Consider the following 25,684-nt stretch of genomic DNA (forward strand, 5'->3'; position numbering starts at 1 on the left):
CCTCACCGGCGAACCCAACAGCAGAGCCGATGCGAACCTGGCAGCCCTGTCCACGACGGGCTACGTGGACCAGGTCCTCTACTATTACTCCACTCCCGATGTGCCCAGTGACGGTATAGGGCTCACCGCAGTGAGCCTGCGAACCTATGCCGACGGCCATACGGAGTTCAACCCCCTGGGCGCGGACAATTGCGCTGCGGTCTTATCAGATGATCTCTCCCTTCACATACCGGTCCTGATCTTTCATAGCCAGGCATACTGGATTGACTTCTCCTATGTCCCGAATACCCTTAATTTTGTGGCGACTGCAGCAGGAGTTGTGTCAGACACAACCCCTTACAGCTGTTCTCCCTCGACTTTGTCGGATTCCCTCAAACTTCACATGCCGGTACTCATGTTTCACAACGTGTCCTACTGGCTCGATATGATTTACGGGGGGGGCTTGACTTTTACGGCGACAGGGGCCGGGGTAAACTGACGTCCAGGGCCCCTTCGAAAATTAACGAACTTTTCATTGAAGCGTCATCACCATGCAACACAGGAGTTTTATAATAACAGAGTAAGCTGATGTAACAGTCAAATAAGACATTTATCATCAGGGTCCTTTGCTGACCGGCAGAAAGATCTGCTGAGGCACCAGAAAGCCCGAATCGGGAAGACTAACCCTCTCTTGATTCGGGCCTTTCTTTTAGAGGGTACTTGGCTGACCGCAAAAGGTAACAGAAAGCCCGGATAAAGAGCCTATCGAAAAGCGTCGGAACCTTGATCGAACGGCGACAGGCTCAAGAAATCCAAGAGAAAAGGAGGTGACGGGAATCTCGAAACGATTCAGGGTAGGGCTGACGCCGGCATTGCAGGCGTCCTGCTTCAGAAAAAGCCAAAGCCCCGGTAACGGGGTGGCGGAAAGCCACGGGTCCATTGAGGTGGATCGCCGGGCTGCCTGAGGGAAAAATTAATCTCAAGACTCAGGAGAGTGGACAATGAAAAAGATCATGATGCTTCTTGCAGTCGCTGTGCTCATGCTCGGCATGAGCGGTCAGGCAATGGCTGTATCGTCGCAGTACTTCAAAGAGGGCGACGTGGTCCGTGTTGTGTATTTCAACGGGACAGGAGGGACAGGGACAGGAACGGAGTACCTGACCGATTTGGGCCCCGTAACGTCTCTCACATCGCCGACGATGCAGAATATACTCTGGAATTACAGCAACTTCAGTCTCAGCAACCTCGGGGCCGGGGCGACTTGGGCCAATTCCTTTGTCGGCTATTATTCCGTCGCGTTGGGTGGTCCCAATGGTCTTCAGGCATGGGTGAGCGGCGGTAATGCTGCTCCTGGCGGTCAGTCGAACGCGGGCGACAGCAACTTCAATAATATTTATGACGGCGCGACCAACGTCAACGGAGCAGCCCAGGTCGCAGGCGGCTTGACACATCAATCCGTTACGCTGGCCCAGAATAATGCCAATTCCTACTATAGCAAGATGAATATCAATGGCTCCGGTACTGGGGTTATGGCCGGTTTCCTCAACGGCATGGGCAATGGCAAAGCTGATCAGAACCTCGCAGCCCTGGCTACGACCGGCTACGTGGACCAGATCCTTTATTACTACGGCAACCCGGACTCCGCCTCTGATGGCACACCGATTGGCGTGCTGAGGACCTGGGCAGACGGCCACAGCGAGCTGAACCCGACGCCGGTTCCGGCGACGTTCCTGCTCTTCGGCTCGGGCCTCCTCGGCCTTGTGGGGATCAGAAGGAAACAGGCAGTTTAAGGTTAACGACAAGAGAATTGAAAGGAGAATGAAATGAGTATCAAGAAAGGCATGAAGAAGCTGTTGACAACCATCCTTGCCGGCGCCTCCCTTCTGGCTCTCGGGGGGACCGCCTCTGCATTAAACGGGGACATAAACATTTACGGCGCCTCAGCCCAGTTCAATTTCTGGTCGAATCAGGCCCAAGGCTTCCTGACAGGCCAGGGCTGCACCGCCACCTCAAAAGCAGACTTAGACAGCGCCAACTCAATTACGAAGGGGACAGGCTGTCCAGGCGCGGGCACTGTATACTTCCGTACCTCGTCCAAGGCGTCCTTTGACGGGCCTCTCGCCGTACAGCAAAACACCACGAACCCTAACGGGACCGACTATAACCATACCGGCCCCTGCGATGGGTCCGGCGCCGATTACAGACTGATGGTAGACGAATCAACATGCGACTTCACGACCACCCACACCTGCAGTGGAACGAAGTGCGTCCAGGTTACCGGAGGCGCATCGGATGTCCAGACAACGAGTTTTAGACAGAAGTCCATCGGTAATCTAAAGGGGCCCAACGGCGGCGGCTCTACAACGAGGGACTTTACCGGTGTGAACGGCATGGATGAATCCGGCATGGTCAATTGCCGCGACATGGTCATACCCTTCGCATTTTTTGTGAACAAGAAGGTTACGGGCGGCTCTGTGACGAGTGTGACCGTTACTGCTGGGGGAAGCGGTTATGTCTCCCCGACTGTTACCTTCGGCGGCCCCGGCACGGGAGCCGTAGCGACCGCAACGGTCTCAGGAGGGGTCATCACCGCCATCAATGTTATAGCGGGCGGCACAGGCTATACCAGCGACCCTGTGGTTACTATCACGGACGGGAGTGGAACGGGCGCCACAGCCACCGCTTCAAGGACCATTGCAGACCTGACAACATCCGATGCCAAACTGATCTTCTCCGGCAAAGTAAACGACTGGTCTGACATCGGGTATGACGCACACCCCATAACAGCCTGCTGGAGACATGCAGGGTCCGGCACAGCTGCAACGCTGAACTACGCTGTGATGCCTCCGGCGGTGCTCCAGGGTATCCAGGTCGCCGGGACGTCGTCAACGAAGAATTACTGGTTTAACGACGGTACGCCCGACATGATGAACTGCGTGAACAATACGGGCAGCGTAAGCGGGGACTACGCAGTCGGTTATGCCGACGCCGACCGCCCTAACCTGGCGAACACGGTGCGGATAACGTATAACGGTGTCCAGGCAACCCGTGAGAACATCGAGAACGGTCTCTATGATTTCTGGACAATAGAGAACCTCTACACCGTTTCTCCGAGACCTGCTGATATGCAGGCCGTATGCGATTACTATTCAGTCTGCGGCCACAACACCAACACATATTATAATACCCTGAGCCAGATGAAATGGACGAAGACCACAGACCAGTCGTACCTTTCACGCAGAACCCAGTGTTGCGATAAGAATTGCAACCCAACCGGCAACCCCGGCTGCTCTGGTGTAGTTTGTAATTAACCGGTCTGAGACCAACGTAAGAAATCGCACGATCGCAAGTCAGGGCCGGAGTTTTCTTCCGGCCCTGATAATTTTTGTCCCGCCCAGGTGATCAGGACATTTGTGCAGTGTCTGAAGGAAAGAAGTCTCAGTATCGTGGCTATGAAAGCCATTGTGTTGCGGACCATCCGTCTGTGGCGTAAATTTCATCATATTGAAACAGTCCCGTAATATTCTTTTAACAGAGTTGCGGTAATATATGCGTAAGCTTCCTAAAGCAAGAAAAAAGTCGTAAACCGGTCCTTACTATTCTCTTAAGTGAACTGCCCTATTATAGGCGCTATGTTTTCAAACCAGTACAACTCGGGGTAAGCCATGGACAGGACAAACAGGCTCATCGAAACGATCAGGATTCTTATGGAAGGTGAATTCAGCGGTCATATCAAGATCAACTTTACCCAGGGAAGCATCGGGAGGGTTGAGAAGTCGGAAGAAGTGAATGATATCCTGCCCCCTTTTTATGAAGGGAAGGACAATGCCAAGGAAAAGGGAGGATCTTCTTGAAATGGTGCCATCAAGGTTTTTTTGCTCTGTCTTAGTCTCTTTCTGGTCCCTTGTCTTGCTGGCCGGTTGTGCCTCAACCGGCGGCGTCAAGCATGAAACGGCTGTAGTTCAACCTGGAGATAGCGCAGATATCAGCTATCTCTGCCGTTTGAGAAACGGGGAGATTGCCGCTTCCACGGTGAAGGTAGCGGAGGATCAACCCAGGTCCGCTCTTTATATAGCGAGGTCAGAGACGGGACCCCTTTCTCTGAGGGCGGTCAGTCCTGACGGGCCGCCGCCTCAAGTGACGGAAAGGCCCATCGAGGATGAGATCGCGGACCGGCTCACGCGCATTATTGTCGGCATGAGGGAAGGTGAGAGCAGGAGGGTCGAATTTTCATCGGAAGACATACCTCACATCAACGAGGGGAGTTATACTTCTCGTCTGGCCCGTGTCCGCAAGAGACCGAAGGAGATGAAAATGACGATAGACGAGTACCGTAACCGGACGGGTACGTCACCCGAAGCGGGACAGGTCTTTACGATCGACCCGGACTTTCCAGGACGTGTGGAGGAAATTACGGACAATGAAGTGGTCATCAGGTTTCCCGCAAGAGTCGGCTCTGTGATAGAGACCCCCTTCGGGCCCGGACTGGTCGGTGAAGAAAAAGACTACTACACCATTACCATCGATACGCAAAAGGGTGCCCTCGTCCGGGCGGGCAACCTTGTGGGTCGCGTTATCGCCCTGGATGACCGCGTCATAACCGTTGACTTCCGGAACCCCTTCGGCGGAGAGACGCTCATCTGCGATGTGAGGGTCGAAAGAATAGAAGAGAGGAAACCGATACGCAGCGAGGCTGAGAGCCACAACTGAAGTGGACCATCTCGGCCCGCGGCTCTTCTGTGTAATGCTGATGCTCATGACATTGTCCGTTCCGTCCCGGCTGTGCAGCGCCGGCGAAGGTGGAGAGATGGGTTTTGAGATCAAGGCATTCGAGATATCGGGAAACAGCCTGTTCACGCAGGAAGAACTGAAGGATGCGGTGGCTCCCTTCACCGGGCGCAAGACGGCGACAGATGTGGAGAAGGCGCGGGATGCCCTCGAAAAACTCTATCATGATGCAGGCTATCCTGCGGTCATGGTGAACATACCCGAGCAGACCATAAAGGACGGCGTTGTCAGGCTTCAGGTCATCGAAAGCAGAATCGGCAGGGTGAAGATCACGGGAAACAGATACTTTACGATGGCGAAGATCATGAGCGACCTGCCATCCCTCAGCCCTGGAAAGATCCTCTACCTGCCCGATGTGCAGGCTGAGATCAGCCGTCTGAACAGAAACCAGGATTTCAAGGTCGATCCCGTCATGACGCCGGGAAAGGAGGTCGGGACGATCGACGTGGAATTGAAGGTGGAGGACAAACTCCCTCTGCACGGGTATCTGGAGCTCAATAACAGGGCCAGCCATGACACGACCGAGTTACGGCTGAATGCCATGCTCCGCTACGACAACCTGTGGCAAAAGGAGCACTCCTTCTCTCTCCAATATCAGATGACGCCGCTGAAATCAAATGAGGTGGAAGTGATCGGCGCTTCATATGTCCTCCCTGCGCCGTGGGAGAAGGACCATCAGTTGGCCTTTTACGGCATCTATTCCGATAGCAATACAGCCTTCGGCGAGGGGTTCAGGACGATCGGGAGGGGAGAGATGGTGGGGCTTCGCTATGTCATTCCTCTGCCCCAGTATCTTCTTTACTCCCATAACATTACCATCGGCCTCGATTACAAACATTTCGACCAGGCAGAGGGCTTCGAGACGGGTGTGCAAAGCGCGCCTGTATACTATGTGCCGCTCTCATTTTCATACAGCGCGTCCCTGCCTGATGAGTGGGGAGGAGTCACCCAGTTCAGCGCGGGTCTGAACATGTCTTTTCGCCACCTAGGCTCATGGACGGAGGATAAACGATTTAACGCAAGGGCGAACTATTTTTATGCGACAGCAGGCGTCCAGCGCACCCAGAAATTGCCCTGGGGGATGGGTCTTTTCGTGAAAATTGACGGTCAGATAGCAGATCAACCCCTCATCGACAACGAACAGTATTCCGCAGGCGGCATGGAAAGCGTGAGGGGGTACAGGGAAAGCGAGGCATTGGGGGATAACGCCCTGCATGGCACCGTGGAAGTCTCTTTTCCGGACCCCCTTACGAAGCAAGAGGTGGGGAAGTGGTTTCAGATGACGCCCTTCCTCTTCTATGACGCAGCCAAGCTGAGAGTAAAGGACGCCCTTCCCGGCCAGGAAAGCAATATCTTCCTCGATGGGACAGGCGCCGGAATGCGGGGCTCCATTGCGAAGTACCTAGAGTACGAAGTAGACTGGGCTGTGACCCTGAACGCGACGGCACAGACAAAGAGGTACGGGCAGAAGGGTTATTTCAAGATCAGAGCCGTTTTTTAATCTTCAGGAGGAAGCCATGAAAGTGAGCGTCTTGCAAATCGTGCTTCGTCTGATCTGTTGTGCGATGGTCTTGTTTCCTGATTATTCACGTGCCGGCCAGGTCCAAATCCCTGGGTTTAACGGAGCGGTCATCAAGGCGCCGGCAATACCGGCGCCTGTTGCGAAACCTGCGGTCCCTGTTACCATCCCCGGCTTCTACGGGCCGGCAGTTACGGCCCCGCCTCCGACAGCGCGCCCCAGGAGTACGGATGTAATAAACATGCAGGGGATAGCCGGAATCGATGATGCTTCGACGCCAAATACCACAACCATTAATCAGAGCCAGCAGCAGGCGGTTATCGACTGGTCTTCCTTCAATATCGGCTCTGATGCATCGGTCATATTCAACCAGCAGAAGAATTCAAACTGGGCCGCTTTAAACCGGATCCGGGACAAGAATCCGAGCCTGATCTTCGGGAAGCTTTCTGCAGACGGCACTATCTATCTTATCAATCAGAACGGCATCCTTTTCGGTCCCGGCTCACAGGTGAATGTCCACAGCCTCACGGCCTCGGCCCTGAATATTACCAACGGAAATTTTCTAGGTAATGTTCTCCAGTTTAATCATGAAGATTACAATGGAACGGGACTCAATCCGCTGGCGACTGTTTCAAATCATGGGGAGATTGATGCTGCAGACACGGGATATGTATTCCTCATGGCCCCCCGCGTGGAGAACTATGGGACGATAACCGCCCCTATCGGCCAGATCGGCCTCGTGGCCGGGACTGACATGGCATTCTTGTCGCCTTCCTTGAGCGACACATCGAGGTCGGGCTTTTATATAATTCTCAATGACGATTTCAAGAAGCCGAAAAGCAATGACGCCACATTCGGCAATGCCGTGAATAGGGCAGGCGCCGCCTTGAATTCGGATGGAGGCATTGTCGGCATGTACGGGAACAACGTCGACCAATGGGGAATAATCCGTTCCATGACCGCCTTCAAGAACAGGCAGGGCCAGGTTGAGCTGAGGGCTGCAAACAAGATTACAACCTATGACGGCAGCAGCATATCTCTTCCGGTGAACCTGACTACAACCGATACGGTCAACAGTACCTTTGACATTCAGCCTCATGTCGATATGGGCGGCCTGCAGCAGCCGACAACCTCAGGTGTGTCGGCTCCGACCCCTGTGGCGGCGATCGAGCTTAACGGTGTCATTCAAGCGCCGACCGGAAAGATCACGCTGAGCGCCGATAAAAGGGTATATCTTGGTGAAACAGGCGTTATTGACGTGAGCGGCGTTAAGGCGGAGTTGCCCGCTAATGTCCTGACGGACTTCAAGCTGACCTCCGTCGAGCTCAGAGACGATTATGCGGAGAAGGACGGAGTACTCCAGGGGCAGAAGATTACGACGCCCCTTCTCTCAGGCTCATCCATCGGCGACGTTTCGCAAGCCATACTGACCCGTGAGAAGACGCCCGCCGAGCGGAGCATCGGCGGAGATATAAGGGTGATAACCGATCCGTCTACAGGGGCCCTTTCTTATGTGAGACAGACCGGAGAGATCAACGTAACGGCTGCAAGCGGCGACGTCATCGTAAAAAAGGGGGCTCTTATCGATATCTCCGGGGGAGCCGTCACTTACAGGGACGCTATGATAAATTCCACGAAACTGTTGTCCGGAACGAAGATCTACGATATCAGTAATGCCCCCGCTAATCTTCATTACGACGGGATCCTGGGACAGTACGAAGAGACCAATGAACGATTCGGCATAACAAAATCTTATGCGGGTCTGTATTACGGAGGCGCAGCCCCGCTCATGACCTATGTGAGCAGATATACTCAGGGGGGTGACGCGGGTTCACTTCTTCTCTCGGCACCCAAGATCGTGCTCGACGGCCAGCTCAAGGGGAGCGTGACGAGCGGCCCCTACCAAACTGCCTGGACGAAGCAAGAATCTTTTTCTTCAACCTCTGATTATCTGTCCGCCCTGACCCTTTCGGTGGCCAGGGGTTTGGAAGCCCCCAGGAAGGGGACTGTGACAATCGGCAATGAAAATCCCACAGCGAATCCGAAGTCAAACACAACGGCAATTTCGATAGTATCTGATTCGCCGCCTCAGGACGTCAAAGCTGATTCCCCTTTGCAAACCGGTCAGACGGTGCTTTCTGCGAAGACCCTGGACGAAGCGGATTTGGGAACTCTGAAACTTTATGCAGACCTGACGATCACGACGGCACAGAATGTCAGCCTCCAGATTCAGCCCGGCGGCGCCTTTTCGGCTTCGGCGCGCAGGATCGAGCAAGAGGGGGAAATCAAGGCGCCTTCGGGAACCATTGGCATGTTCCTCTGGCAGGACCCCACGAGCAGGGAAGATCTGAACGGAGGCGTCCGGACTCCCGATCAAGGGTATGTGCCGGTCCAGGAGAGGATTATTCTCGGTTCATCAAGCCGGCTCGATGTCTCAGGCGAGAAGATTGATAATAGGTTGGCCGGAAAAGCAGGCAACACCTCAATCAAGTCCGGCCAGACCGGAGGCGGGACCGTCGCCCTCGTGGACGAGACAGACCTTGGTCAAGGCGTTTTCATACAAGACAAGGCGGTGGTAGATGTGAGCGGCGGTTATCTTATCGATCAGAAGGGAAAGGTTGCAGGAGGGGACGCGGGCAAGCTCAACATCCAGGGATCGAACATCATGCTCGGTGGCGATCTCAGGGGATATACTCTGGCCGATGTGAACGGCAAGAGCAAAGGAGGCGCCATAACCCTGGTGTCAACAGATGTGCAGGTGTCTAAGGCGCCTCAGAACTGGTCCGGTTTCAATGCCTATAAAGACGATGTCCCCAAAGAGTTGAAGAATAGATTTGTACTGGCCGAGAGCAGGCTTGACGATACCGGCTTTACCCAGATCACGCTTAAGAGCCTCAACGATGTTATTGTAGAGCCTGACACAACCCTTTCTCCGTCGCCTGTCAGGCTGAACAGTCCCCAGCCCCTTGGTCAGGCAGGGGCAGCGGCATCCCCGTCTGCAACAGGCGGGGTCCAGGGACGACCGGATCTGATCCGCGTTGATGATTCCATAGCCGGGCCGTCTTCATTCACCGCAGTCGCAGGTTCACCCTTCCAGGGCTCTGCCCAGCATTACGGAGGGAATTTGATAGAAATAGGCAGCCTCGCCGGTACTATAGCGATTGGGTCAGGCTCTTTGGTCAGGACAGCCCCTGCGGCCTCGTCATCTACGGGTATATCCCTTAATGCGCCGATTGTCGACGTGGCGGGGTCCTTGAAATCTCCGGGCGGGAACATTCGTATCACCGCTACAGTCGGCGACGTAAAGCTCGAAAAAAATGCCGAAGTAAATGCCGCTGGTTATCTCCGACCCGATCCGACATCGACACCCAAGGGTGCCGCCGTCAATTATCAGCCTGTGGACGCAGGAAATGTTGCGTTGTACGCAGCTGCTTACGGTGGGAAGCTGGTATTGAATGAGGGGTCGACCATTGATATCTCGGGAAGCCGCGCTGTAACAAACAGACTGGTGTCGGGCGAAGGCATGGTCTCGTACAGGGACGCCGGCAATCCGGGCAGTCTCACCCTGAGCTACTTTGACAAGCTGACATTCAATGGCACAGTGGTCGCCGGGGCGAACATGAAGAATGTTCAGGGCGCTGCCCTGACCGTGAGCAAGACGGATTCTGTGAACGGAATGGATGTCTCGGCTGCTGATATGAAGAAGTATCGGGATATGGGCTTCGATGATCTGACGCTGAAGAGTCTGAACTCCCTCAGATTCACCGACGTGATGGACGTCACGATCGGACGTAAGCTTACCCTTGACGCCCCGATTATCCTGGGGGCCGGACAGGCGGTAACACTGGGAGCGCCCTGGATCGTTCTTTCCAACAGAAATTCGGCCTCTCCCCAGCCTCCTCTTCCTCAGATTACCTCGCTCCGGGGCCTTCTTACTCTTTCCGGCCAATGGATCGATGTGATCGGCTCCGTCCAGTTAGGCGGCTTTCAAAACGTCACCCTTGATGCGGTGCGGGATATTCGCTTAAGCGAAGCTCTGTACGACAGCGTGACAAGCGGAAAACTGGTTGTCACCGGCAACCTGGCTATGGATGCAGACCGGATATACCCCGGTAATGCCTATTCGTATTTGCGAGGGAGCAACACGATCCTCCCTTCCTTTTATTCGGACTACACTCTCCATGCCGACGGACAGGTCACTATTCAGCATACGGACGAGAACGGCAAAGTCATTGCCGGGCATTCCGGCGAACCAATCTATTCAGCAGGAGGCAGTCTGACTGTCGAGGGCCTCAAGGGGATTGATATCGAGAACGGCTATCTTGCAGCCCCTATGGGAGCCATCAAACTCAGCGCTCCCGGACAGCGGATTTACCTCACAGACAGCAGTGTGTTGACGATTGCAGGAAAGATCCCGGTCAATTACGGTCTTATCGATTCGAGCAATGTCTGGGTTGAACAAAACCAGGCTCCTTTCGACGGAAGCAGTCTTCCACAGAAAGGCATCACCCTTGACGCCGGCGCAGGTGATGTGATTGTGATGAAGGGAGCTAAGATCGATGTGAACGGCGGAGGTTCTTTTTTCGGGTATAAGTTCCAACCGAGCGTCCAGGGCAGCAGCGATCCCCTCACCAAACCCGGGCGCTATATCGTGTTCAAGGACAATTCATTTGAGATGCCGGGGACTGCGGTTTATCTGAACGGAGGCGGCGGCCTCAGTGCGGGGATGTATACGCTGCTTCCGCTCGATGCGCAGAACCCTCAAAATGCCCGGTATGCCTTCATGCCGGGGGCCTATATTCTTGAGGTCCAGGCGGGCACCGTACTGCCCGGACCGGGCTCTCTCTCAAAGGACGGGTATCCCCTCGTTGTTGGATATCGAGCCGTAGCTGATACATCTATCGTCAGACCACGACCTCAAGTCTATAGCGTGAGGTCTGCGAGCGATGTTTTAGCTGAAGAAGGGAGTTATGTTAAGCCTGATCCTATGATTTCGGGCGATGGCGGAAGCATAGCGATGAAGGGAAGCACAACGATTATTGATGGAGATCTGCTTGCTTCTCCCCTGAACAGTGGTTTTGCGGGCGGCACACTTTTACTGAGCGGGAAGGACATCATTGTTCAATCGCAAACAACGCAACTGAACAGCGGGTTCGGTTTTAAGACTGCCATTCCCAATAATCTCCGGGGAACCCTGACCGTAAGTGCCGACAGTATTTCGGGCAGGGGATTTCAGGATGTCAGTCTAGGGGATGAGAATACCAACACCATAACGATCAAGAACGATTCGAAGGTGGATGCTTCGGAGATCTCGCTTAATGCGAACCAGAAGATAACCATTGAATCCGGTGCGCAGCTTCTTGCCCTGGCACAGACGGGCTTCGGCGGGATCGACCTGAACTCGCCGGCAGGGACGGCAGTGGTGCAGAAAGGAGCCGTGCTTCATGCCTCCCACGAGATTAATATCAACGCTGGGGCTCAGGACATCCAGGGAGACCTGCAAGTGGATCACAGCGCCCTGATGCTTAACGGTACGGACATATTCTTCGTCCCCGATTCATACGCCGGGCCGAAACAGGCGGGCCTTTATATTACGGACAGCCTGTGGGGCAAATATAGCGCGAGCGAGGAGATTACCCTCCAAGCGGGCGACATACAGTTTATGGAATCAGTCAATCTTTCGGCCGCTAAGAGCCTGACACTTGATACGGGCCGGATCGTCGCCGCAGGCAACGGAGCCTCGGTAATTCTCGGCGCCCCGGAAGTCAGTCTGAAGAATTCAGGACCATCGTCGACATTATCGGGTACTCCGGGAGCGGGGACATTTTCTGTGGGCAATGCGAATGAGGTCAAGCAGATCGATCTTGGCAGCGGCGACGTTGTCTTTAGCGGTTTCAGGTCCATTACGCTCAATAGCATTGGCGATGTGACGCTGCGTGGAAAAGGAAGCATGAGCACGGGGAGCGCAGGACTTGTCATAAACGCCGCGCGTGTCACGACCGGCAGCACGACAGCCGCGGCTGTAACGAATCCTGACGGCACTACATCGGCGCCGATTACGGCTGCCAATTTTGTGGTGTATGCAGGCGCCAATTACTCCAATGACCAGGACAGTCCCAATCCTGCCGGCAACATCACCATTGGCAACAGCGGCGGCGCGACAGGTCAGTCCTCTACCCCCGGAGGAATGCTCGAATTCGTGGCAAAGAAGATCGATCTGTCTACGATCGTGCAGCAGGATGGCGGGACTATCAGACTTACGTCGGCCAACGCGGGAGGCGGCGACGGCATATTCCTTCACCGCGGCGCCCAAATACTCGCGGGAGGAACCGATGACGCTCCTGGAGGCAGAGTCACGCTGCGTTCGGACAACGGAAGCATCGTTCTCGATCGTGGATCGACGATTGACGTCTCTGCTGGGCAACAGGGCGACTCGGGAATGTTGACTCTGGCTGCACCTATGGGAAGCGTTATAGTCAACGGCGAACTAAAGGGAGCCGCCCGTAACGGCAAAGGCGGATCATTTGAGCTTGATACCAGTAAGCTTTCTGAGGAAGACATGACGGGTCTCATCGGGACCCTTAACGCGGGAGGCTTTACCGAGTCAGTCGATCTGCGGGCCCGAAGCGGCAATATCGATATTGCCGCAGACCAGAAGCTTACGGCGAACCATGTCAAGCTCACTGCCGATGATGATACGTCAGACGCGAGCGGCAATCTCCTCTATGGGAAAGTCACTCTTCTTGGAACGATCGACGCCTCATCGTCTCCCGGAGCCGGGAAAGTCGAGCTCTATGCAAACAACGATATCAACGTCGCAGGCGCTATAAGAGCAAAGGGGACAGCGAAGGGCGAGGAGGATGTGGTGCTCTCGTCGGAGAACGGCTCTGTCAATCTTCAGTCCACAGGGCTGATCGATGTCACGGGAAAGGGGATCGGCCAGGGCGTGGTCCATCTCCGTGCGCAGCAAAAGGGAAATGATGCGAAAATGAACCTGGACGGTACGATTGCGGGCGCGTCGGCGGTCTACGCCGAGGCCTTTAAGCTTTACGATTATGACGGCGACCTAGCGATAGGGGATAAGACCATCCAAACGTGGATGGCTGATACGCAGAATTTTATGGGAAAGGCAAACACATCACGGCTTCTGGCAAATCAGGCAGGATTATCAGACTCCTTCCATCTTCTGCCGGGTATTGAAGTGCGAAGCAGCGGAGACATCAGCCTGAACACGGCCTGGGATTTGTCGTCGATGACCAAGAACAAGTACGATTGGCGTTACGGCGGGGAGCCGGGTGTCCTGACTCTTCGTGCGGCAGGAAACCTGAACATCAATGAGAATCTCGTTGATCACCCGACAACAAATATAAGCAGCCTCAGGGCTTCGTCTGTCCGTAATTCCTGGGCCCTTAATCTGACAGCCGGTGCGGACAGGTCAAGCGCAAATTATATGGCGGTCAAGAAAGGGTCCGGAGACCTTTTCATTGCGGAGCAAACCGTTGTCTACACCGAGAGTGCGCCAATCGGCTTTGCCTCCGGGAACGACACGGTTATGGGAGCAGGTAGCCGAACTGGCTATATGATTAATGATACTCTCGGTTACAATGTGGCTTCTTACGGCGGATCCATTCAGGGATATGTTGGCCGGGACCTCATCATAAGAGGCGGGGCTATTCAGACAGCTACTGGCGATATCTTCATCAGTATTGGGAGGGATCTCAACCTTGATTTCAGTTCCGGCCATCTGGGGGCCATTCGCACCACGGGTCAGGCCCCGGCAGGCCCGCCCTCGGAAGGAGATCCAACGCCTACGACATATGATCAAGGCAACCCGTCTTCGTATGATCCGAAGAATGACTATTGGAGGTATGCCGGAGGCGGCGATATCGCTCTGAATATAGGCCGATACGCCGGAACTTTCAACGATACTACAGGCTGGCAGACTTCTCTGGACCTTAAAGCATGGGACTCTTTCACACCGATTAATATTACGAATGCGGCGTCAGGCGAATCTATTGCTTACGGGCAGTTCTCGGCTAACTACACAGATGGAACATCGGGTCTTGCCACCATGGGCGGCGGCAATCTCACCGTCCGCAGTGGAGGAGATTTCATGGTCCAGGCAGGGACTTTTGGAACCGGCGACCTGGCGATCTATTCAGGCGGCAACATTATGGGAAGATTTTTGAATATGAAGGGACCGGGAGAACCGGGAAAGGAGACACCAGGGCGAGGATATCTCCAAGCCATGGGGAATTTTGGCAGCGCTGAAGCGCGCCAGCAGATAGAGCTTTTCAACAGCCTTATGTCAGTAAGCGCCTCGGGTGATGTCCAGGTCGGAGCTGTTTTGAATCCTTCACTCGCGAGCGATCAGGTCAATAACGACAGAATTGCTTATTTTGTGAATTGCACGTACACGCCGAACTCGGGCATCACGGTGAAGGCAGGGGGTGATGTGACAATAGCCGGAAAGTCTCCTTTCTATCAGAATGGTTCAAATTCGATTTACGAAACAGTCCTGCCTGCGACATTGAATGTTCAGGCCGGGGAGAACATCTTCCTTTTGAATAATGTTACGCTAACGTCCTCCCCCGCCGGCAATCTCACGCTTGATGCTCAGAGGGGAGACATAAGAGGATCATATTTGGATGCTTCCAGGAATGTCCACACTGCCTCCGTGCTGATGTCGGATATCGCTCCCGAATACTGGTACGGGCTCTTCAATATTTACAGCACCGCAGCAACTGAGAACGAAATCAACAACAACTGGATCAAGAACAGGACTTACAACTATCACGGTTTCTACAAGCCGTCTGATGCCTCTAAACAGGCAGGCGCCAAGCCTTTGCACCAAGACGATCATCAAGCCATTGAGATTCACGCGGGCGGGAATATCGAAGACCTGAAGGTGGCTCTGCCCAAGAAGGCCGACGTGAAAGCGGGGGCTGATATCCTCGATATTGTTTACGAAGGGCAGAACATTGATCCAACAGATATATCGACGATCAGAGCCGGCGGCAATATCGCCATGCAATACGCCACGGTAAACACGACTTCCGCTCAGGACGCCCAACCCCACAACGGCTTCATCCAGGGAGGTCCGGGTATCTTTGTGGTCCAGGCAGGAGGCTCGATCGACCTTGGATCGCTGAAAGACGGCATACAGACAATCGGCAACGGCGCGAATGCCTCTCTAGGAACGGGAAAGAGCAGCCTGATTGTTGTTGCAGGCTACAATCAGGACCTTACCCTGGCCGGCGTGAGTGGCTTTTTCAGCGAGATTCGCGATTCCGGCGACCTCTATAGCGTGCTCCTGGCAGGAGCGAAGCAGGAAGACGCGGAAAAGCTCGTGAGCAGGATAACGTCGGGACAAGCAAAGGCCATGCTTGACAAGATGCGCGCAGACGCGGGGAGCGAAGACGCTTTCTATAAGAAGCTTACCTCCGGGGGTGATAAGCAGGACGCAGATGAACTCCTCGCAAACACCAGGGCTGACACGACACGCTTCCTGGGTGAGGCCAAGCAGGGCACAGGCTATATCAACATGACCTCTTCTCAGATAGGAACATCCATCGGCCAGTCCGATATCTTTGTTATCGCCAACGGCAGCGATACAAGCAAAGGGAGCCTGAATCTCGGAAAGACCGCCTTGCCCATCGCAGGCAGCACAAATACAAAGACCGGTATCGCGACCGGCGGCGGCGGGGCGATCAATATTTTTGCGCGGGAAGACATCAATGTTCAGGAATCCCGGGTCATGACCTTTTACGGCGGCGACATCACTGTCTGGAGCGACGACGGCAACATCAATGCAGGAAGGGGATCGCGGACCGCTGTCAGCGCTTCACCGCCGAAGAAGGTGCCTACTGCGGTGCAGGGTGTCTACGCGACAGTGTTTACACCGCCTGCCGTCGGAAGCGGCATCCGCGCTGTAACGTACGGAGACAACCCTCCGCCGCCGGGAAATATTCATCTCTTTGCGCCGACGGGCATTATTGATGCGGGCGAAGCAGGTATCGCTGGGGGACAGATAATCCTTGCGGCGCAGCAGGTTGTCAATGTGTCCAATATATCATTTTCCACGGGTTCTGTCGGCCTGCCGGCGGCGGCATCGGGAACGGCCGGCATCGGGACTCTGTCAGGCACAGGAGCGTTGGCAGCGGCCACGACCCAGCTTTCGCAGGACTCTGCTGCGGTGAGCGCGACAAAGGCGGCGCAGGCATCCCAGCTGATTGAGAGCATCGTGCCGAAGTGGATCGAGGTGAAGGTCATCGACTTTGTCCAGGATGATAATCAGGATGAAACCAAGAAAGATGAGAATAAGAAGAACTGAAGGAGACTTTGAAAGTGAACAGAAAGGATTTAGTTATGGCGAGGCATGCAGTAACGAAGATGTTATTGACTCTCATTGGACTGGCGTTCTTCTGCTGCGTCTGCACGGTGCCGGACGCTCATGCCTGGTGGGACGCAAAGTGGAAGCAGAGAAAGAAGATCCAGTTTGACACTTCATCAAAGGGCGCTGATATTAAAGATGCCCTTACCGACGTGCCGGTGCTCCTTCGCCTCCATACCGGCAACTTCAGTTTTTCGAGCGCCAAGACAGACGGCTCTGACCTCCGTTTCGTAAGCTCCGACGATAAATCGCCGTTGAAATTCCATATCGAGAAGTTCGATCCGAAGGAAGAGATCGCTCTGATCTGGGTCAAGGTCCCCAGGATATCCGGGGGTTCCAACCAGGATTCTGTCTGGCTGTACTACGGCAACCCCTCCGCGCCCGACGGTCAGGACACAGGGGGCACCTATGATGTGAACCAGGTGGCTGTCTATCACTTCGGTGAAAAGGAAGGGAATCCAAAAGACTCGACAGCCTACGGCAATCATGCAACCTCATTTTCAGGGAAACTGGGATTGCCTTCCGCCGTCGGAAACGGGGTCCAATTTAGCGGATCCGGGGCAAAGATGACGATCGCTAAAACACCGTCATTTAATTTTGCAAAGGGGTTTACCTTTTCAGCCTGGGTCCGTCCCAGCCAGCCCACAGGCAACGTAACCCTTTTCTCGTGGGGAGAACGGGGTGAGTCCATCATGATAGGCATTGACGATATGAAGGCGTACAGCAGCCTCGACCTCGGAGGAGGGCGGAATGGTTCTACTCTCAAGACAGCGGTCTTGGACCCGAAACACTGGCACCACCTGGCTCTCACCGTAGATCCTGAAAAGCATATCACGCTGTACGTTGACGGTGCCGAGGCTGCTTCGAGCAAATTCAAGGGGACAGTGCCGGCGCCCTCCGGGGATATGGCCATTGGCGCCTCGGCAACCGGGATCAATTCCTTCGCAGGAGACCTCGATGAGGTGGAGTTGTCTAATATTGCGAGAACGGGGGCCTGGATCAAAGAGGCATTCCAGAGTCAGGGACAGGATGGTCTGCTCACGTCTGTCCTTGACGAAGAGTCAGGCAGCGGAGAGACCGAATCGCTGACGGTCCATCTCATGAGGGTCATTGTCCGGACCATAACTCTCGACGGCTGGCTCATTATCGGTTTCCTCGTCATCATGGGTTGTGCGTCCCTGTTTATCTTTCAGCGGAAGGTCATGACGCTCCGCCAGTCGAGAAAGGGAAACGAAGTATTTTCACAGTCCTTCCGCCAAATCGGGCATCTCACGGAACTGCTCGAAAGAGATCAGGACTTTCTCGGCTCGTCTCTCTACAAGGTCTATTCCGCCGGATGCGAGGAGTTGAAGAGATTGGCCGAGAAGACAGGAGAATCGTCTACCAAGGGGAAGGGCCTCTCCGGAAGGGCCATGGAAGGATTCAGGGCCGCCGTTGAGAAAGAGGCGATGTACGAGAGCAGGAGGCTGTCAGCCGGGATGGTCATCTTGAACATGAGCGTTGCGGGCGGGCCTTTTCTCGGTCTCCTGGGCACGGTCTGGGGTGTTATGAACACCTTTGCCAACCTGGCGGAGAGCGGTGAGGCGAATCTTACTGCCATTGCGCCGGGTGTTGCCTCGGCCCTTGCCTGCACGCTTGCGGGGCTCTTGGTCGCCATCCCCTCTCTCTTCGCAAGCAGTTATGTGACCGGTTACATCAAGAACGTGAATGCAGACATGAATGTCTTCATAGACGATTTTATCCTCAGGCTGCAGGAGGAACGGGGAGACGGACGATGAGAAAGAACCCTTATGATGACAATGAAATATACGATGAGATCAATGTGGTTCCGATGCTGGACCTTGCCTGGAACCTTCTCCTCGTGTTTATGATCGTTGTGACCGCTTCGGTCCAGGGCATCAGCGTCAACCTTCCGAAGGCGAGCGCGGCAACGGGCAAGGTGAAGGCGACAACAAAGGCGATAACCATTACAGCGGAAGGAACGATCTACCTTGACAGCTTCCCTGTGACCATGGGAGAACTGGAGGATAGGCTCCGCCAGTACAAGGCTGCAGACCCCAATTTCCCGGTGGTGATCCGTGGAGATGAGAAGATAGAATACAAGAGTGTTATCGAAATTCTCGATCTCCTGCAGAAACTGGAGATCAACCAGCTTGCGCTCGTGACGCAGAAGCTTGTCAAGTGAGGAGCTGAGAAGAAACGGGGACCATGCCCGCGAAGCAGGATAAGAGAATCTCCGTTGTGTCGTGGGCGCTGTTTGGCCTGATGGTGGTTATTATAGGAGCGGCAGTCTATATAGTGAAGGGTGTCCTGTCCGGCGACAGTCCCCAAAAGAAGAGTAACCTTACCACGGTGACGCTCCTGAAGCCGCCTCCGCCGCTTCAGATAAAGGAAAAGCCCCCGGAACCTGAGCAGTTCAAAGAGCAGAAGAAGGAAGAGATTTTTACCGAGGCGCCGCAGGATGTCTCGCAAAGACCGGGCGATCAGGACAGTACTCCTGCAGGTGACAACCTCGGCGTGGATGCTGAGGGAACGGCAGGCGGCGACGCCTTCGGACTGGTTGGAAAGAAGGGAGGAAAGAGCCTTATTGGCGGAGGGGGAACTGACGGCGGCCTGGGCAAGCTGTCACTGTTGACGAAATTCTCCGGCTATACCCGCCTTGTGGAGGCAGAAGTCAGAAAGAAAGTGATGAAGCGCCTTGATGAAGAAGGCGGTATACCAAAGGGAAAGCTTCAGGCGGTTGCGCGGGTGAGCGTGGACGGCAAGGGTGTGATCGTCAGCTACAGGATTATCGGCTCTTCGGGGGACCATAGGATGGACGAAGCAATCAATAAGGCCCTCAACTACGCAAAGATCAGCGAGCCTCCGCCCGACGGAATGCCCAGGACAATGGTCATTAAAATTACTTCCCAGGGCTGAGGCATGACAAGGGAGGGGGAGCATTTTGCACAGCCTTGGATAAAGGAATTTGTCATAATGAGCGCAAGCGGTGAGATAACCGGGCATCGGACTCGTCCTCGGGCCGCACACGGTAGAACAGGTGGGCTGATGGCGGCCGGTCAATCGTATTCCCGGTTGTCAGGGACGGGAATGCAACGATGATTCGCACGTTTGCCGTTATTCTTCTGCTGATTGTTGTGACCGCAGCTGTCTATTGGCAGGTGAGGTCTCATGATTTCGTGTATTACGACGACCAGGAGTACGTTTTTGAAAATGCGCATATTCATGATGGCCTGACGTTGAAGGGTGTCCGATGGGCCTTTACAACTACCTATGCAGCGAATTGGCACCCCCTGACTTGGCTTTCTCACATGGCTGACCAGCAGGTTTTCGGAGGAGCGCCGGCTGGACCGCACTTGGTGAATGTACTTCTCCATATTCTCAGCTCTGTCATGCTGATGGTGGTGCTCTTGAGGATGACGGGTGCGTTTTGGCAAAGTGCCCTCGTTGCGGCTTTATTCGCCATCCATCCCCTTCACGTGGAATCGGTAGCCTGGGTGGCTGAACGGAAGGACGTGCTGAGCACATTCCTCTTTATGCTTACGCTTCTCCTATATGTGCGGTATGTCGAGCATCCGGCGATGACCAGATATCTTGCATCGCTTTCTTGCTTCTTCTTTGGGCTCATGGCAAAGCCGATGCTCGTGACGCTGCCCTTCGTGCTGCTCCTCCTGGATTTCTGGCCGTTGAAGCGTTTTGATCATTTGTCGTTTCTGCGAAATATGAGACAGTCGGTGGGAAAGTCCCTGGCGCGCATAGTCCTCGAAAAACTCCCGTTCTTCCTGTTATCGGTACTTTCGTCCGTCATTACCGTAGTGGCACAACAGAGCGCAATGCCCTCCTTTCGCCAGTACCCCCCGGGTTTCCGGATGGGCAATGCAATAAACTCATATGCGACCTATCTCATCAAGATGATCTGGCCTTCTGATCTGGCTGTTTTCTATCCGTTGGCGTCTCAGTTCGATCCCTGGAAGCTGGCCGGGGCGGGGACGTTACTTGTAGCGGTATCACTATGGGCGGTCACGGTGTCGCGAAAACGTCCCTATATCCTTGTCGGATGGCTGTGGTATCTTGGCACCCTTGTTCCGGTCATCGGCATCGTTCAAGTCGGATCACAGTCCATGGCAGACCGCTATACATATGTACCATCAGTCGGAATCTTCATCATGACAGCGTGGGGTCTCTCGGAGGCGGTGGCAAGATGGTCCCGTCTTAAGACTACTGCCGTGGCCTCAGCGGTTATGGTGCTCATCGCCTTATCAGCTCTGACATGGGTACAAATCGGCTATTGGAAAAACACGTTCACGCTTTTTACCCGCTGCGTTTCTGTAACGCAAAACAATCATGTGGCTCTCGGTGTGCTCGGAAAATATCTGTTAAAGAAGGAGCAGCCAGCCGAGGCACTGGTATTTCTGCAGCAGTCTCTAGCGTTGAAGCGTGATGATGCTGAAGTACAGCACGGGATTGGTACGGCCCTGTTCAAACTCGGGAGGGAGGCCGAGGCTGCTGCGTATATTTCGAACGCAGTACGACTGAATCCAAAGGACGCACGTGCTCATCACGACCTCGGAATACTCATGCGCAGGAGCGGCGACTCCGACGGCGCTGTTAGGGAGTTTCAAGAAGCTGTCCGTATCGAGCCCGATGATCTGTCTTATCACTTCGAGTTGGGCGTCTCTCTTGTTGATGCGGGACGACTGGACGAAGCGATTGAGCAGTACACCGAGGTATTGAGGCAAGACCCCGCTCACGCAAATGCCCATGTCAATGTCGGCGTTGCGCTGGCACGGAAGGGAAACATGAGCGAGGCAATAGAGCATTTTTCAAGGGCCGTCGAACTCGCTCCGACCGATGAGACGGCACGCCAAAACTTGGAACTCGCAAGGCGCAGGCTGGTCGCTGTCAAGAGCGATAGAACGTAATTGATATCTCTCTACACGCCTGTCCGGCAGTCGGCACAATTGGCGTTAAGGGTAAAGCAGCTTCTGCAAGTCTCGTCTTCCGAGGGTATGCACCGGTGACCTCTGTACAGTCGGCATAATGCCTTCTTGTCATTGATCCGTCTGAGGACCCACATCTCGTATTCCTTCTTCTTTTTCGCAAAATCCCGTGGATTCATCTTTATCGCCTCCTTTCACTATCGGCGTCTATTATCGCCATGGGACGTTACACAATGATGACGCTCCTGCGAAAAGTTTGTGAAATATTTTCGATAAGCGATGGAGCTTTGTAAACCCTGCTCGGGCGAGATAGTTTGATGCAACTCGAAGGTAAATTTAACGATAAGATAACATGGCTGTAATATCCGGGCAACATTTGGAGAGCATAATATACCCTGAGAAAATGATTCTCACAATGTATGCTCAAGCCATCCCTGGTGACTTGTCTGTCGAAATAACAAAAGACGGAATGAAGCCGTGAGATCATCGAAACACTACAAATGGCTTGCAGTATTTTTACTCTTGTTCGTGCCGCTTCTCTTTGTCCCTGCAGACGCCGTCAGCGGGGCGCAGGGACGTTCATTGAATCTCGATTTTAGCGGGATTCCCGCCGGCGAGGGGGTCCCCCTTCCCTGGAAGATCAGGCTCAAGGAGGGGAAGGCCGATGCGAGCATAGCCTCAGAAAAGGGAGGGAATATCCTCCATCTCATATGCAGGGAATCGTCGTTTTCCGTCGAGAGGGATGTCTCACTCGACATTGCCGACTCTCCGCATCTGAGCTGGACATGGAAGGTAGTGAGGGCGCCCGTGTTCGGTGACGTACGGAAGAGAAGATATAACGACCAGGCGCTGCAGCTGCTCGTGGCCTTCGAAAACAGAAAAGTCATCAGTTACGTCTGGGACTCGAATGCGCCGGCGGGAACGATCACGGACGAATCACTGGGATGGCCTCTTAACCTGAAGATAAAGGTCATTGTGGTAAAGTCGGGAAGTGAAGATATGGGGAAATGGATAACCCATGAGAGAAATATCTACGAGGACTATGTAAGCCTTTTTCAGGAAGAGCCCCCGATGCTGAGAGGTGTTCGAATTCAGACGAATACACAACACACCATGGACATCGCCGAGGGTTATATGAGGCTGATTTCTTTCAGCAGATCCTCGCCGTCGCAATCCTTTGGGCAAGTGAGATGAAGGTCAGGGCCGCACAAGTCTTACTCGCAATGTTGATCACTTTCACGGTGATGCTCTGCGTCCCGGCGTCTTCTTCTGCGGGCTCTTTTCGCCCCGTTGACGACAACGACGCCGTCACTCTTCCCGGAAACGTACATCCTCTTGCACGGCCGGAATACGATCGGGGCGAGAGCGACCCTTCGTTGCCTATGGAGCGAATGATTCTGGTATTGCATCTCACGCCCGATAAGCGCGCAGAACTTGACGCGTTTCTGGCCGATCTCCACGATCCCGCTTCTTCCCATTTCCATCGCTGGCTCACTCCAGAGGAGTTCAAAGAACGGTTCAGTCCATCTTCTGACGATATCGACATGATACTGCACTGGCTCCGGTCCCATGGCTTCGCTGTCGAGGATGTTGCACGAGGGAGCATGTGGATCAACTTCTCGGGCGCCGTGGTCGATGTCGAACGCGCATTCCATACAAGGATACATGACTACGATATCGAAGGCCGGCTCTATCATGGGAATGTCCAGGACCCTTCAATCCCCCGAGCTTTTTCTGGTCTTGTGGCCGGAGTGGTCTCGCTCCACAACTTTCCCCGCAAAATGATGAACAGCGGCGCCGCACCGATAGCTCAAAGGGAAAGATCTCCCGATTACACCATCGGGTCAACCCATTATCTCTCTCCTGCCGATTTTGCAACTATTTACAACGTCAATGCTCTGTACAGTACCGGAATTGACGGCAGCGGCCAAAGCATCGCCATTGTGGGCCGCACCCATCCTCCGAGCTCCAACTGGGCAATATTCCGAAGTATGATGGGCCTGTCCGCAAATCCTCCACAGGTGATAGTCAATGGGCAAGATCCTGGTTCAGTCAGCGCTGACGAGAATTTTGAAGCAGACCTGGATGTAGAATGGTCGGGCGCGGTGGCGAAGAATGCCTCTATCCTATTTGTAGTCTCGAAGTCGACTCAATCAACAGACGGCGTCGACCTCTCTGCACAGTACATCGTCAACAACAATCTCTCTCCGGTCATGAGCACCAGCTTCGGGTCGTGCGAGTCGGACCTCGGAACGTCGGGAAACATCTTTTACAATAATCTCTGGCAGCAGGCCGCCGCACAGGGCATTACCTCCTTCGTGTCGTCGGGCGACTCGGGCGCAGCCGGCTGCAACATAGGCAGCGATCCAGTGGGATCGGGAAGGGCGGTGAACGGACTCGCCTCTACTCAATATAACGTGTCGGTAGGAGGCACCGAGTTTAGTGAAGGGACAGGCACTTACTGGAATTCGACGAACGGCAGCGGCTACTCTTCTGCCATAAGTTACATCCCGGAGGTCGCCTGGAACGAGAGTTGCGTGCCTACAGGATGCCTATGGGCCACGGGCGGGGGGTCTTCTTCGAAATATAGCAAACCGTCCTGGCAGGTATCGCCTGGCGTTCCTGCCGATGGCAAACGGGACGTGCCCGATGTCGCCCTCAGCGCAGCCGGCCACGATGCCTATCTCGTCGTCTCGCAGAATGGGGGGCTCTATGCGGTCAGCGGGACTTCAGCATCCTCGCCTTCCTTCGCCGGTCTCATGGCGCTCGTTGTGCAGAAGACGGGCCAGCGACAGGGAAACGCGAACTCCCGGTTCTATCAACTCGGGAACTCACAATACGGCTCAGGCGGTGCTGTGGTTTTCCACGACACTATTTCAGGCAACAACACCGTCCCCGGTGTGACGGGCTACACGAGTGCTACAGGCTATGACCTCGCCACAGGCCTTGGTTCGGTTGACGCCAGCGCCCTGGTGAACAACTGGACGCCGGATTTCACCATCGCGGCATCGCCTTCGGCCCTTTCCATTGCCCAGGGCTCATCGGGGACGTTGACCATCAGCGCGACTACCCTTGGCAATTTCAATAATACTGTTTCCCTTTCCGCGCCAGGACTTCCGACAGGAACTACGGCAACCTTCAGTCCATCCTCTATAGGTGCGCCGGGTGCAGGCAACTCGACGCTGACACTCACTGTTGGCTCATCATCGCCTGCCGGGACATATGCTGTTACGATTACCGGTATTGGCGGCGGGCTGACGCACAGCACAACAGTGAGCCTTTCCATACTCCAAGCATTTACGGTAACGTCTTCAGTAAATGGAACAGGCGGCACCATTTCACCCAGTTCGTCAACAGTTGTCGGTGGAGACAGCGTCACGCTCACGGTTTCCCCCGCCATTGGATATCACCTGGCCACATTGTTCGACAACGGTATCGATGTGATGAGCAGCGTCAGCAGCGGTAATTACATTATCTCGGATATCACCGCGAACCATACGGTAGTCGCAACCTTCGCCATAAACACTTACGCGGTGAACGCTTCAATAATCGCTGGCCAGGGCAGCGTAATCCCGGCGAGCGGCATAGTCGACTACGGCTCGCCGGTGACATTTACAATAACCCCCGATGCAGACTACTCATTGCAGAGTCTGACCGATAATGGTTCGAGCGTCTCGGCAACACCAGCCGGAAACGGCAGTTACACATACACTATCGCCGGTGTCACGGCAGACCACACGCTGCAGATCACCTTTGCCCAGGCCGCGGTAACGGTCCCGGCCATTGGATTCTGGGGGTTCCTTGCTGCAGCAGGAGCGCTCGGCTTTAGCCGCTTCTTATTCTGAAGAATTTCACAAAAAATTAAAACATCCTTCATCATCCTGCAACAAAGTTCTGATACACTTATCACAAGCTCCAGAAATGAAGGATGAATGATCTCCGGCAGTCGTTAGTCTCTTGTTGCAAAGCACGGGCACTTTGCTGACCTGATAAGCGAAAAGGACACAGGGAACCCGGATCGATCCGGTCATTGGATCGACCCGGGTTTTTATTTTGGGCGTTCGA

The 25,684-nt window shown here is 54.4% G+C and carries 14 protein-coding genes and 1 riboswitch; of the genes, 13 read left to right on the forward strand and 1 reads right to left on the reverse strand.

Annotation, left to right across the window (positions count from 1 at the left end; all coding sequences use genetic code 11):
* The 11 genes from VFG09_13360 to VFG09_13410 all read left to right on the forward strand — a co-directional run.
* A partial coding sequence (locus tag VFG09_13360; GenBank protein HET6516143.1) for a hypothetical protein occupies nt 1-478 on the forward strand: 478 nt, incomplete at its 5' end.
* A gap of 388 nt (nt 479-866) precedes the next feature.
* Nucleotides 867-944: riboswitch (cyclic di-GMP riboswitch) on the forward strand.
* A 36-nt stretch (nt 945-980) separates the two neighbouring features.
* Complete coding sequence (locus VFG09_13365) at nt 981-1,769, forward strand: PEP-CTERM sorting domain-containing protein (protein ID HET6516144.1); 789 nt, start codon at nt 981-983, stop codon at nt 1,767-1,769.
* A 33-nt stretch (nt 1,770-1,802) separates the two neighbouring features.
* Nucleotides 1,803-3,290, forward strand: a complete 1,488-nt coding sequence (locus tag VFG09_13370; protein ID HET6516145.1) for a substrate-binding domain-containing protein — start codon at nt 1,803-1,805, stop codon at nt 3,288-3,290.
* Between the two features lie 354 nt (nt 3,291-3,644).
* On the forward strand, nt 3,645-3,833 hold the full coding sequence (locus VFG09_13375; protein ID HET6516146.1) for a hypothetical protein: 189 nt from the start codon (nt 3,645-3,647) through the stop codon (nt 3,831-3,833).
* Between the two features lies 1 nt (nt 3,834).
* A complete protein-coding gene (locus VFG09_13380; protein HET6516147.1) occupies nt 3,835-4,689 on the forward strand; it encodes a hypothetical protein in 855 nt (284 codons plus the stop codon).
* A gap of 1 nt (nt 4,690) precedes the next feature.
* Nucleotides 4,691-6,268, forward strand: coding sequence for a ShlB/FhaC/HecB family hemolysin secretion/activation protein (locus VFG09_13385; GenBank protein ID HET6516148.1), 1,578 nt, complete (start codon nt 4,691-4,693; stop codon nt 6,266-6,268).
* A 16-nt stretch (nt 6,269-6,284) separates the two neighbouring features.
* The gene (locus VFG09_13390; protein HET6516149.1) at nt 6,285-16,619 is read left to right on the forward strand and encodes a filamentous hemagglutinin family protein; all 10,335 of its coding nucleotides are present in this window, start codon (nt 6,285-6,287) and stop codon (nt 16,617-16,619) included.
* Between the two features lie 14 nt (nt 16,620-16,633).
* Nucleotides 16,634-18,457: a DUF2341 domain-containing protein gene (locus tag VFG09_13395; protein ID HET6516150.1), complete on the forward strand. Its 1,824-nt coding sequence runs from the start codon at nt 16,634-16,636 to the stop codon at nt 18,455-18,457.
* Nucleotides 18,454-18,864 carry a biopolymer transporter ExbD gene (locus VFG09_13400; protein HET6516151.1) on the forward strand — a complete coding sequence of 137 codons (411 nt, stop codon included), beginning with the start codon at nt 18,454-18,456 and terminating at the stop codon, nt 18,862-18,864. Before VFG09_13395 ends, VFG09_13400 begins: the two co-directional genes overlap by 4 nt.
* Nucleotides 18,865-18,887: 23 nt before the next feature.
* A complete protein-coding gene (locus VFG09_13405; GenBank protein HET6516152.1) occupies nt 18,888-19,598 on the forward strand; it encodes a TonB C-terminal domain-containing protein in 711 nt (236 codons plus the stop codon).
* Between the two features lie 179 nt (nt 19,599-19,777).
* Entirely contained in the window at nt 19,778-21,601 is a 1,824-nt protein-coding gene (locus VFG09_13410) for a tetratricopeptide repeat protein (protein HET6516153.1), read from the forward strand.
* Nucleotides 21,602-21,612: 11 nt separating this feature from the next.
* On the opposite strand, the gene VFG09_13415 is transcribed toward VFG09_13410, so the two are convergent.
* Nucleotides 21,613-21,798 carry a hypothetical protein gene (locus VFG09_13415; GenBank protein HET6516154.1) on the reverse strand — a complete coding sequence of 62 codons (186 nt, stop codon included), beginning with the start codon at nt 21,796-21,798 and terminating at the stop codon, nt 21,613-21,615.
* Nucleotides 21,799-22,096: 298 nt separating this feature from the next.
* Here VFG09_13415 and VFG09_13420 point away from each other — a divergent pair, with 298 nt between their 5' ends.
* Nucleotides 22,097-22,813: a DUF3047 domain-containing protein gene (locus VFG09_13420; protein ID HET6516155.1), complete on the forward strand. Its 717-nt coding sequence runs from the start codon at nt 22,097-22,099 to the stop codon at nt 22,811-22,813.
* 197 nt (nt 22,814-23,010) lie between these two features.
* Nucleotides 23,011-25,464, forward strand: coding sequence for a protease pro-enzyme activation domain-containing protein (locus tag VFG09_13425; GenBank protein HET6516156.1), 2,454 nt, complete (start codon nt 23,011-23,013; stop codon nt 25,462-25,464).
* Nucleotides 25,465-25,684 lie beyond the last annotated feature (220 nt).

It is taken from the genome of Thermodesulfovibrionales bacterium, assembly GCA_035686305.1.
In the GTDB taxonomy this organism is placed as follows: domain Bacteria; phylum Nitrospirota; class Thermodesulfovibrionia; order Thermodesulfovibrionales; family UBA9159; genus DASRZP01.